Origin of the sequence: Flavobacterium jejuense, from assembly GCF_006491595.2 — a bacterium.
GTDB lineage: Bacteria > Bacteroidota > Bacteroidia > Flavobacteriales > Flavobacteriaceae > Flavobacterium > Flavobacterium jejuense.
Genome location: NZ_VEVQ02000002.1, coordinates 306,332 through 318,769, shown reverse-complemented (window position 1 = coordinate 318,769; position 12,438 = coordinate 306,332). Strand labels below are relative to the sequence as shown.

Genomic DNA, 12,438 nt, shown 5'->3' with positions numbered 1-12,438 from the left:
ATACAAATTGAAAAAATCAGAAAATGAAAAGGCTTGGACTATTTGTCCAGAATGTAAAGGACTTGGCAAAAAAAGTCAGAAACTTCAAAAGAAATTCCGACTTCAATACAAAAAAGCCTTAGAAGAATTTGAGCAATCTAATAAAGAAGGAATTCCCCCTATTCGTCCAAAAGCGCATTTAAACTCTTGCATAAACTGTGCTGGTTCTGGATTAATTCGAAGCGAGAAATTTCCCGAAGTTGATAACGAAAACTATCCACATATTGCCATTATAGGTGGAGGAATTGGTGGAGTTGCATTGGCAGTTGCTTGTTTGCATCGAGGCATTCCTTTTACACTTTACGAACGTGATACCAATTTTGAAGCACGTTCGCAAGGATATGGCTTAACCTTACAACAAGCCAGTAAAGCTATTGAAGGTTTTGGTATTTTTTCTCTGGAGAAAGGAATTGTTTCCACGAGACATTTGGTTCATACTCCAGAAGGAAAAGTTATTGGAGAATGGGGCATGCGAAAGTGGTTGTCATCTGTAAACCAAAAAGTTACTAAAAGAACCAATATTCATATTGCACGACAAGCCTTACGATTAGCTTTATTAGAACAACTTGGAGGTCATGATTCACTAAAATGGGGACATCAATTAGTCAATTTTAAAGAAAATGACAATAAAACGATTGAATTAAGTTTTCAAGTTAATGGAAAAATACAAATGGCAAAAGCTGATCTTATAGTTGGAGCCGATGGCATACGAAGTACTGTTCGTAACTTATTGATTGGTGATGCTATTACTCCTTTACGATATCTCGATTGTATTGTAATCTTGGGCATTTGTCCTTTGTCAGCTCTTGAAGGTCTTGATAGTCCTTTACTAGATTCGGCTACGGTATTTCAAACGGGTAATGGTAATGAGCGCATCTATATTATGCCTTATACATCCGATTCTGTGATGTGGCAACTTAGTTTTCCAATGGAAGAAGCAGAAGCAAAAGCTTTGAGTGCCAAAGGTTGTGAAGCCTTAAAAGAAGAAGCCCTACTTAGAACGCAATGGCATTCACCTATTCCTCAAATTTTAAAAGCTACGAAAGCTAATCAAGTTTCTGGTTATCCTGTTTATGATCGAGAAGTATTGACAACTGAATTACTAGAAAAAGGAAAACAAATAACGTTACTTGGAGATGCAGCACACCCAATGAGTCCTTTTAAAGGACAAGGAGCCAATCAAGCTTTGCTGGATGCATTGGCTTTGGCACGAGGCATCTACAAAGGTTGTGGTCCATTTTCAAATTGGAAAGCCACTGGAATTAGAAAAAGTGTCTTAACAGATTTTGAAACTGAAATGCTAGAACGTAGTGCCAAAAAAGTAAAAGACTCAGCCGAAGCTGCACAATTTTTACATTCTGATATTGTATTACTGGAAAATAATCAACCTAGAGGTAGTTGTTTGAAAGGGAAGGATTTGATGGAGTAAAATTATTGCTGGTTTTGTTGTTTTAGCAGGATTTATAGTATATTTGAAATAACTAATAAGTATGATGTTTAACATACATTCTAACCAATTTTGAGTGGCTTTGTATGATGTAGTAATACCTATATAAAAGTTGTGCGCAATTTATGAAAAACGTAATTCACATAATAATTTTGATATTCATAACAGCTTATTGCCAACCTCAAGAACTGAATGTGGAAATTAAAAATGTTGAAATTAATATTTCTGGAAGTCCAGGACCTTGGTTACAATACAACGATAGTTTTTATTGTTATTTTAAAACTGACAATGACAAATTTAGTTCAGGTTCTAATCATCAATTTTACATTCTTGACAAAGACGGTAAAATCAAATCTCAAATTGATGTTCCTAAAAAACTTCAAACCTCTTATTACGATTTATACATTAAGAACGATACAATATTTACAACGGAATATTATGACCACAACACTTTTTATCTTGACCAAACAAACAACACTTGGATAGAAACAGAAAAAGGGATTGATTTATATTACGATGATAAAGATTATTCAGTTTATTCTCTAGATTTTGGAGAATGGGGTGGTGTAACTTGGTTCAAAGACAAACAAACGGAAAAACAATTTGAGATTGGTGCTACTACACCGATTATAAATAAATTAGGAGAGTCATACTATTTAACAGCAGGAAAATCTGTTTTAAAAATTAACAATCCAAAAAAGCTGGATAAAAGCGAAGAACCTTATGTATATCAGAAAGCAGTACTTGATGAAAGATTTCACAGAGAAGGTAATTATTCTACAAACGGAGCGGAAACAATATTTGAATATGAAAATGACGATTATTTCAATCCAACATTTTCATTAGCAACATCGTTCATTGCTAACGAAAAACTCTATCATTTATACAAAGACAGTATTTCTACCAAAATTGGAACAATAGAAAACAAAAAGTTAGTTCCATTTTACGAATTCAAATCTGTAATCAGACCTTTTCAATGGAATTACGATACGAGAAACCCAATTCAAAACAATAACTTTCAATCGGTTCAATTCCAAACAGACAAGGATTCTGTTTACGGAATTATAGAAATAAACAAAAATGATTTTAAAGTTACCCAATTCAACAACATCTATAAAGAACGAGTATTTGGCGAAAAGAAAATGAATGAATGGATTAAAAATATCTTTGACAATTATTATTCAAATTTTAGCACATTGACTTTAAACCAAATAGATAAAGTTGAGCAAGAGATAAATGCAACGGATATCACCCAAAAACATAAAATTGCAACTTATCGACTTGATGGTCGAAATGTTGAAACACCAAGAATTTACCGAAAAATCGAGAGTGACGAATTAAGATTACTGACAATTTATTACTACTCTAAAAATGAAAATAAAATTGAGTTGATAAACTTTGAATTGGGAGAAAACAGGAACAAAAATCAAAATATTGCTGACGTTGTTGCATCAATGTCAAATAAAGAGAAAGAAGAAACACTTTACAAACAAAAATTTGATTGGATTTCAGATTACCTCAAAGGCAAATTCGGAGAACCCAACGACTATAAAACGGACAAAAATGGTACTGAACAAAAATGGAAAAAAGACAACAAAATAATTGTTTTAGAATATAGTAAAAGAGATGTCGAACTAACAATTTACAGCGAATAAAAAAACTACGTGCTTAACCAAGCAACTAATCATACGCAAACACGTTAGGTGCAATTTCAAAAAAGACATTTATGTACTTTCGCACATTTTTTAAAGTAAAACCAAAAAAATCCTCAATCAAGAGGACTTTTATAATGCTATCATTCACTGAACACCACCAACTAAAAAATTCTAATACTCACTAAACTGCAAGTTGCTCAAATTCTTATAGATACCGTTTTCTATTTCTAGTAGTTCTTTGTGAGTTCCGTATTCGGCAATTTTCCCTTCGTTTAGGACTAAAATGGCATCGGCACTTCTAATAGTTGATAATCTATGTGCAATAATGATGCTTGTTCGTCCTTTCATTAAATTTTCTAAAGCTTCTTGTACCAATTTTTCGCTTTCACTGTCTAAAGAAGAAGTCGCTTCGTCTAAAATTAAAATACTTGGATTTTTCAACAACGCTCTAGCAATAGCAATTCGTTGTCGTTGACCACCAGAAAGTTTGATACCTCGTTCCCCTACAAGCGTACCAAATTGTTCTGGAAAACCCATTACAAAATCAAAGGCATTGGCTTGTTTAGCTGCTACTATAATTTCCTCTTCAGTGGCATCGGGTTTTCCGTAAGCGATATTTTCTCGAATGCTTCCGCCAAAAAGAATCACATCTTGCGGAACAATACTCATATTCCCACGAAGATTTTCTAAATCATAATCATAAATATTTTTATCATCAATTAGAATTTCTCCTTTATCAATATCATAAAAACGAAGTAATAAGGATGATATAGTTGATTTTCCTGCACCACTTGGACCAACAAGCGCAATTTTTTGACCAAATTGAGCTGTAAAATTAACCCCTTTCAACACTTCAATTTCTGGACGTGAAGGATACGAAAAACCTACGTTTTTAAAGCTAACATTTCCTTTTATTTTATCTTTCGAATGGGTTTGAGTTGCTTTTATATTTTCTGGTACTTCGTCTAACAATTCGAAAACACGTTCGGTGGCTCCAACTGCTTTTTGAATTTGGGCATATAATTCGGCAATGCCTCCAAAAGAAGCCCCTATAAATGCAGAATACAAGACGAAAGAAATTAAGTCACCCACATCTTTTATTTCGCCATTAATACACAAAGTTACTCCATACCAAACCACGGCCACAATAGCACCAAACAAACAGAAAATGATAAAAGACGCAAAATAACCGCGATAAATTCCCCCTTTTATGGCCAATTTCACCACCTCATTGATTTTACCTTTGTAACGCGCAATTTCGTACCATTCGTTAGCAAAAGCTTTCACATTAGAAATCCCTTGCATGGTTTCTTCCACAATAACTTGACTTTCGGCAACTTGATCTTGAACAGATTTAGAAAACTTACGAATAAAACGCCCAAAAACAACAGCTGCAACAGCCACTACAGGAACAATGCAAAGCATCATTAAGGTCAGATTTAAACTGATAGTCAATAGGAAAATAATACCACCAATGATTAAAATAAATTGTCTTAAAAATTCAGCAATGGTTGTGGTTAAGGTATCTTGAATTTGGGTAATGTCGGAACTGATGCGGCTGTTTAGTTCGCCCACACGCTTTTGTGAGAAAAAGGTCATGGGTAACTTTACCAAATTGGTATACAGAGCTACACGAATATTGGCCAAAGTATTTTCTGTAAAATTAATGAATAGCGACAATCTAAAAAACGAAAAGAACGATTGCAACAACAAAATCACCATTAAACCTAAAGCGATATTTTGGGCTTGCACCAAATCTTTATTCGTAACACAATCGACCAACATGCCTAATAACATTGGGAAAGCCAAGGCCGTTCCACCAGTTAAAAGCAGAAATACTAAGCCTAAATAAAATTTCCATTTGTGAGTATCCGCATATTTAAAAATCTGAAGTGCTTTACTGAGTGTACTTGCGTTGAGTTTTGATTTGGGTAAATCATTTTCTTTAAATCGAGCCATTTAGCTGTTTCTTTTTTTAATTTGTTGCAAAGCAGTGTTATTGTTTACTGCCTCCCAAAGGTCTGAAAAATTTATTTTATTTGAATAACATCTGTAATATTTTATTATCACTATTAGTTAGCATCCCTAATTTTTAAACTGTGCTATTCCAAAACCTCAAAAAAAAACTTCCCGAAAACGAGAAGTTTTTTTGTATACTATAAAAAAAGAAAGTAATACAAGCCATAGTACTTGCTACTAACGACTAATCACTCTTCACTAATCACTTCTTATCTTGAATAATTAGGCGCTTCCTTAGTAATTGTTACATTGTGTGGGTGACTTTCGCCAATACCACTAGAAGTGATTCGAACAAAACGACCCGATTCTTGTAAGGTTGCCACGTCTTTTGCTCCACAATAACCCATTCCTGCACGTAAACCACCAATAAATTGTTGCATGCTTTCATTCAATTCCCCTTTATAAGGCACACGACCTACGATTCCTTCTGGAACTAATTTCTTCACATCGTCTTCTACATCTTGGAAATAACGGTCTTTCGAACCTTCTTGCATCGCTTCTACCGACCCCATGCCTCTATACGATTTGAATTTTCTACCTTCAAAAATAATGGTTTCTCCTGGAGATTCTTTGGTTCCTGCTAATAAAGAGCCTAACATCACACAATCCGCTCCTGCAGCCACGGCTTTAGGGATATCACCTGTATAACGAATTCCACCATCTGCGATTACCGGAACACCGCTTCCTTTTATAGCAGCAGCAACTTCTAGTACAGCTGAAAATTGGGGAAACCCAACACCCGCTACTACTCTAGTCGTACAAATCGAACCTGGTCCTATACCTACTTTCACACCATCTGCTCCATTATCTACTAGATATTGAGCCGCTTCTGGTGTTGCTATATTACCCACCACTACATCTAAAGTTGGGAAAGCAGCTTTTACTGCTTTTAATACATCCACCACACCTTTCGTATGTCCGTGAGCGGTATCGATGATGACAGCATCCACTCCAGCATTGACTAAAGCCGTAGCTCTATCCACCGCATCAGCCGTAACACCTAGTGCTGCTGCTACACGCAAACGACCGTAAATGTCTTTGTTGGCATTGGGTTTTTGCGTTAACTTGGTAATATCTCTAAAAGTAATTAATCCGGCTAATTTGTTGCCTTCCGAAACCACTAATAATTTTTCGATTTTATGATCTTGTAGAATTTCTTCTGCTTGTTGTAAAGTAGTGCCTACTTGAGCAGTTACTAAATTTTCAGAAGTCATCACTTCGGTAATCGGTCTTTCGTTTTTCTTTTCGAAACGCAAATCCCTGTTGGTTACAATTCCTTTTAAAGTCATGGTAGCATCTACTACTGGAATTCCACCGATACCGTGCTCTTTCATGGCTCTTTTGGCATCGCCCACAGTAGCGGTTAAAGGCAAAGTTACTGGATCGATAATCATGCCTGATTCGGCACGTTTTACTTTACGCACTTCGGCAGCTTGTTGGTCGATCGTCATGTTTTTGTGCAACACGCCTATACCTCCTTCTTGCGCCATAGCAATAGCCATAGCACTTTCGGTAACGGTATCCATTGCTGCGGAAACAATAGGCACATTTAGCGTGATATTTCTTGAAAATTTAGTTTGAATACTGACTTCACGAGGCAGCACTTGAGAATAATTTGGAATTAGTAGGACATCATCGTATGTAAGACCTTCTCCGATGATTTTAGTTGAGTGTGCTTTCATCTTGCAATTTGTAGTTAAATTGCGTGCAAATATAGGAAAAATTTAGGAGTTTTGAGTTAGAAGTTAGAAGTTTTTTCTATCTGATATTTTCAGTTGCATACAAATTCTTAGTACCACTATAAGGTAAAATATACTTTGCCCGCTTGAAATTTAGTCTAGCAACACTATTTACAAAAGCAATACAGCAGTAATTACCTAATTGAAAGCAGCCTAAAAAGACAATTTGGCAGTAAATTACTGGTAAAAAAGGTACAATAACCTAAAATTTTAAGTCGGAGACATAAAAGTTTAAGTGCCTGACGTAAAATTTTAGGTCTACCAACGTAAAAGTTTAGGTCCTTGACGTAAAATTTTATGTTCCTGACTTAAAATTTTATGTCTTTGAGATAAAATTTTATGTTCTTGAGGTAAAATTTTGTGTGAGGTTTTTAAAAAAGGGAACTAGATGATGATTGAAAGTTAGGAGTTTGAAGATTTGTACTTTGGAGAGCAGAAGTTGCTTTTATTTGTTTATGTTGAGTTTTACATACCGAAGATTTTTATATCTAGCACCATATAAATCTTCAGGATATACAAAAAGTTATTCTTGAGTCGCGAAAAGTCGCTTTAATTTTCTTATTGTTTAGCTTAAATTCTAAAATTGATTCTGGAACTCTTTCTCCAAAATTATTTTTAACGGTTTGGCATGAAAGTATTTTCCATGAGCCAGAAATTCCTGTTTTTTCATAGCTATTTATTAAGCTAAAAGTATAATCTCTATTAAGAGTTAAAAAATTTATTGCTTCTTTTCCTTTTGTGGTATCCTTAACAGTAACACCTTTCATTTCAATTCCATATTGCCCAATCATTTTTTCATTGTCTCCACATTTAGAGCAACTATAAAATAAAATTTGAGATAAAAAGATAATAAAATATACGGTTTTCTTCAATTGCATTTTTTTGAATTGTTTAGGTTTAGAAAGTTAGTGTTTTGTTTTTGTTTGTTATTTATTTTGAATTTCAAAGATTTTGCCTTTATAAAAGGAGAGTGATGGTGTTGCAATAGTATACCTCAAAGTCAGGAGGAGCGGAGAAATACATGAAGTTTGTGGTTAAAAAATCAAGTATAAAAGCCCAAGTTGTATTATAGAACAAGGAAAAGTACACACTTTTCTAAAAACACAATTTTATGAGTTAAAAATAGCTTTTTTAAGCCTATCAATTTTTGTAAAATTGTCCTTTAGTCAAAAAAGAAACCTCGCTTAAATCACTTTAAATGAGGTCAATATTTTTATTTATTTAGAAAATTTAGCTTTTTGGAGAGGTTGTGCAACAGCTACCGCTGTTACCTGCAGTACAAGTTTTCTATTGATAAATAATTTCACTTGTTTTAAAAAATTTAATCCATTTTTCTTTTAAGTCTGTTGGGATTTCTGATTTTTTGATTGCTCTAAAATTTGTATATAAAGATGTTTTACCTTGTACAATATACCAAAGTTGTGATTCAGGTTTTTTGTCATTTTTGAAATTTGGACATTCGATTGTAAATATAATCCAAGGAAATTTTACGCTTTCGTCTTTTTCAATAAATGTCAATTTAGCTTTTGGCGAATTTTTTTTAGATTGTTCAAACATCATGTTCATTGCTTTATCCATTGGAATATTTTTAGCACCTTTTATTGCCATCATTGTCCCAATTTCTGTCCAATTTTCAAAAGTCTCATTTGAAGGAATTAGTTCGAGCATTGTCATTTCTTCATTCTCTTGATTACTTCCCACTTTCCAGTTTTCACTTTCAGGCCAATGTAACTTTAGAGATTCTCCGTCTTGTTGTTCGTTGCCACAAAATTGACTTAAATATTTTTCTGCTTGCTTATCACCGATTTGTTTTGCTTTATTAAAATCTTCACAAGCACCTTTTTTGTTTCCTGTATTTGCTCTTATTTGACCTCGAAGTGTTAATGCATTTGGTGTTGTAGGTAATAATTCAATTGTTTTGTCCAAATCTGGTAATGCTTCAGTGTATTTTTTCTGACTTATTAAAACAGTTGCTCTGCTATAATATGCGTCTGCCATTTTAGGATTAAGTTCAATCGTTTTATCAAAATCTTTTAAAGCGGATTTATAATCTTGTAAAGCAAGTTCACACATACCTCGATTTAAATATGCTACAGTTAAATTTTTGTCTGTCTTGATAGCTTTGCCATATTCTTTTATTGCTCCATCAAGGTCTTTTGAATTATGCTTTTCAATACCCATTTTTAGATATTCATCGGCAGTTTGTCCAAAAAATGTTGTAAAAAATGTTAAAGCTAAAATTGTAAATAGTTGTTTCATTATTAATTATTTGGTTTTTATGTATTGCAGGTAACGTGTTTGTATATGGTGCGTTGCGTGGTTAAGCAACTAATTTAGCAAATAAAAACCGAATAGAAAATCCGCGAGGATTTTCGTAAGTAGGCGAGAACCAGCCATTAATTATACACGGTGTTGCCCACAGTATTTTATTTTCAGAGTTCAATTCCGTGTTTTTTTAAAGTCGTATTAAACCAACCTTTTCGATCTTTCCAAACTTCATCTGCTCTCAATTTATCTATCGCAATCTTTTTAAATTCCTCGTTTTTACTTTCCAATAATGTTTCTATAAATGAGTGTAAATAGAAAACTTCATTTTCGGTTTGAAATTTAGCTTTCGGAAAGTCGTTTTTTAAATAATTTTCCATTTCCTCCGAGTATTCAGACGAGTAATATTTTTTTAAATAATCAAATGCATAAGCATTGTTTTTACTAAAAGCCAATTCCTTAATTCGAGGCAAATAACTGTCTTTGTGTTTTCTATTCTCAAAGGTTCTGTCATAAAGTAACCAATAAATTTCTTTTTCTGAATAGATTATTATACTATCCAATTTTTCCATTGTCAAGTCAGTTGCAAGTGCTTTTTGCATTGCTAAATCTTGCTCGTAATTATTTCCTTTGATTTTTCTCGAAGCGTCAATTCTAACTTTATTCCAATATTCGTGATAAATGATTGATGAAATTGGCTCAACGTCCATAATACAACCCTCGAAAGTCTCAACCATTTCATTTTTTTCTAATTCTGTTGATAGTAATTCAGAAACGTTTCCTTTGTTAGACTGAATGAGTTCAATCGAAGCGTAAGTCCGAATTGTTGGGTTTTCGTGTTTTGATAATTCGATTAATTCTTTGTTGGTTAGTTTTTTCTTTAATTTTTGAAATCTTGTGTATTGTGGACTTACCATACAACCAATTCCAACACAATCAGATTCCACTCTATTTACTTTAATAATTGAATCAATCAGCTGTTCTTTTGTTTGCGAGAAACAAAGACTAATTGTCAAACTAAATATTATCGTGAGCAGTTTTTTCATATTGTGGGCAACGGTCTCGGCTATGAGTAGTTGCGTGGTTTAGCACTTAACTTTGCAAGTACACACCAAACTGAAAATCCGCGAGGATTTTCAGAAGTAGACGAGAACAAGCAATTACTTATAGCCATTGTTGTGTTTAGTGTTTTTTAATTCAGTTCGTTGTATTTCGGTCTTTTTCTCTTCCCTGTCGCAACAGCATTTATCAAAGAGTAAACATTTTTATTTATTTCATCATTTGGTTCCATTTCCATTGCTTTTTGAATATAGGTTTTAGCTTCGTCATCATTTCCTAAAACCATTAAATTCACAGCGTGGTTGCAATAAAGTCCAGCGTCATTTAATTCACGTTTAATTGCTTCTTGAGAGTATTCCACAGCAAGTTTTACATTCCCAGAGTCCATTGCGGAAATCGAAGCTTCTCTTGGTAAATCAGGATTTTCCTTTTCTATTTCAACTGCTTTTGCGAAATGCTCCAAAGCTTTTTTATTTTCAGACATTGCTTGATAAACTTTGGCAATTAACCAATTTGTCTGCCAATGATTTGGTATAATAGATAAGCATTCAGAATAATGTTTGATTGCTTTTTTGGCTTTTCTTTTATTCCAAAATCCAAGTTTTGAATTTCCTTGCCCTTTTATTATTGTCAAACCATTAGCCAATTCATTTCCTTTCTCAAAATTCGAGTTGAAAATCGGGATTTTATCTTCTGGTAATTCGTATTCCATTCGGTTTTTTTACATTAAACACAACTTGTTTATATATATGACAAAATCATACAAAGCCATCCAAAAGAAGGTAGCTATGTATGACAAACGTCATTTTTTTTATTTTTTACTCTTACAAATCTAACCTATTCTATTTTCACATGCAATACATATAAATACGTATTTTTCGTGTTTTATTGTACGTATTTATACGTAGTAAAAGGTAAAATGTTTGTCAATTTCCTTTTTTAGGGTGTGTTTTGTTTTTGTAAAAATAGGAAGCTTTTTTAAAAAGGTTTTACGGTTTTCCGTAAAGGGTGTTTATTTTAAAGTTTCCACTTCACTTTTTAGTATTGTAGCTCCACAGTCGCTTTTACTTTATCGTTTGCTATCTTTTTAAATTCTTCTTGCTTTGTAGTAACATTTCTATAAATGACTCTAAATGGAAGGCTTCATTTTCGGTTTTAAAGATAGTTTTAGGGAAGTCCATTCGTAAATAATTCTCTAAAAACAAGTTTGACACTCAGACTAAAAAAAATAAGTGATTGCTAGTATATTGTGTAATGGTTTATGTTGTTATCATCCGTTTTTATTGCTTTTATCCGTAAATTATTAATGCAGGTTCTCCCAATGAGACATCAAAAGTTGGCTTGTACCAATCCACATCAGTTTGTGTTACTATTTTATTGTTGTTCCGTTTATAATCAAGATAATACTGATTCTCTTTTACATGAGTTTTCCCAAGATAAAACCATGTCAATGTAATCCTGTCTGCATTAACCACTTTCAAAAAAGTCGAAGCTTCAAAAATGTGTCTTGGATTGTAAATTTCGAGTCTTTCGTTTTCTTTAAAGACCAAAGTCAGTCGATTTAATTGCTTATCAAATTCGGCATATTTTAATTCGTGATAGTTATCATATGGCTTTCCAAACCAATCTCCGTAAATTCTAAAAGTACCGCCCTTAAATAAATGGTCATTGTTTTTTATTCGTTCAACGATTTCTTCAGGGTTTCTTCTTTTTGTCTCGCTGTCATTTGTTGGTTCAAGGTTGTCAAGATCAGGTGAAGCATGAACGGAAGTCATAAACTCTATTGGTCCTACGATTTGAACTCTTTTGAACATTTTTAGTCCAAGCCATAGGGATGAAACTACCAAAAATCCTACAATTATTAATCCTATCGTATTTGGAAGCGAAGCATAAATGGCAATTCCAATTATTGTTGTTCCCGCTAAAGGTGCAAGTCCAATAATAAAACCTGTTATACTATTTATCGCTTTTCTCAAGTGTTTATTTTTAAATATGTAGTATGTTATTTATATATCAGACTTAATCAGGCCTATACCTACATTTAGAAAGATAAGTCTTTTAACATGTCTCAATATCTTTTATCCCTTCAAATCTAAACTATTCTTTTTACCCTTGCAATTACGAATAAATATTTATTTTTCGTGTTTTATGATATGTATTTATACGTAGTAAAGGGTAACTAGTTTGTAACTACACTTTTTAGGGTGGTTTTTGT

The 12,438-nt window shown here is 33.2% G+C and carries 9 protein-coding genes; 2 read left to right on the top strand and 7 right to left on the bottom strand.

From position 1 onward, the window contains the following. Positions 1-7 precede the first annotated feature (7 nt). Positions 8-1,468: an FAD-dependent oxidoreductase gene (locus FIA58_RS04145; RefSeq protein WP_140960358.1), complete on the top strand. Its 1,461-nt coding sequence runs from the start codon at positions 8-10 to the stop codon at positions 1,466-1,468. Between the two features lie 143 nt (positions 1,469-1,611). Continuing rightward, complete coding sequence (locus FIA58_RS04140) at positions 1,612-3,141, top strand: hypothetical protein (protein ID WP_140960356.1); 1,530 nt, start codon at positions 1,612-1,614, stop codon at positions 3,139-3,141. A 171-nt stretch (positions 3,142-3,312) separates the two neighbouring features. Here the strand turns inward: FIA58_RS04140 and FIA58_RS04135 are convergent, their stop codons facing one another. From FIA58_RS04135 to FIA58_RS04105, 7 genes are all read right to left on the bottom strand, one after another. Further along, entirely contained in the window at positions 3,313-5,100 is a 1,788-nt protein-coding gene (locus FIA58_RS04135) for an ABC transporter ATP-binding protein (RefSeq protein ID WP_140960354.1), read from the bottom strand. Between the two features lie 269 nt (positions 5,101-5,369). Next, on the bottom strand, positions 5,370-6,842 hold the full coding sequence (guaB, locus tag FIA58_RS04130) for an IMP dehydrogenase (protein WP_140960352.1): 1,473 nt from the start codon (positions 6,840-6,842) through the stop codon (positions 5,370-5,372). A gap of 563 nt (positions 6,843-7,405) precedes the next feature. Next, positions 7,406-7,771, bottom strand: coding sequence for a hypothetical protein (locus FIA58_RS04125; RefSeq protein ID WP_140960349.1), 366 nt, complete (start codon positions 7,769-7,771; stop codon positions 7,406-7,408). A 415-nt stretch (positions 7,772-8,186) separates the two neighbouring features. After that, positions 8,187-9,158, bottom strand: a complete 972-nt coding sequence (locus FIA58_RS04120) for a tetratricopeptide repeat protein (RefSeq protein ID WP_140960347.1) — start codon at positions 9,156-9,158, stop codon at positions 8,187-8,189. A gap of 173 nt (positions 9,159-9,331) precedes the next feature. Beyond that, positions 9,332-10,111 carry a hypothetical protein gene (locus FIA58_RS04115; RefSeq protein ID WP_140960345.1) on the bottom strand — a complete coding sequence of 260 codons (780 nt, stop codon included), beginning with the start codon at positions 10,109-10,111 and terminating at the stop codon, positions 9,332-9,334. A gap of 245 nt (positions 10,112-10,356) precedes the next feature. Further along, positions 10,357-10,935 (bottom strand): tetratricopeptide repeat protein, encoded by a 579-nt coding sequence (locus tag FIA58_RS04110; protein ID WP_140960343.1) that lies wholly within the window; start codon positions 10,933-10,935, stop codon positions 10,357-10,359. A gap of 577 nt (positions 10,936-11,512) precedes the next feature. Further along, a complete protein-coding gene (locus FIA58_RS04105) occupies positions 11,513-12,199 on the bottom strand; it encodes a hypothetical protein (RefSeq protein WP_140960341.1) in 687 nt (228 codons plus the stop codon). Positions 12,200-12,438 lie beyond the last annotated feature (239 nt).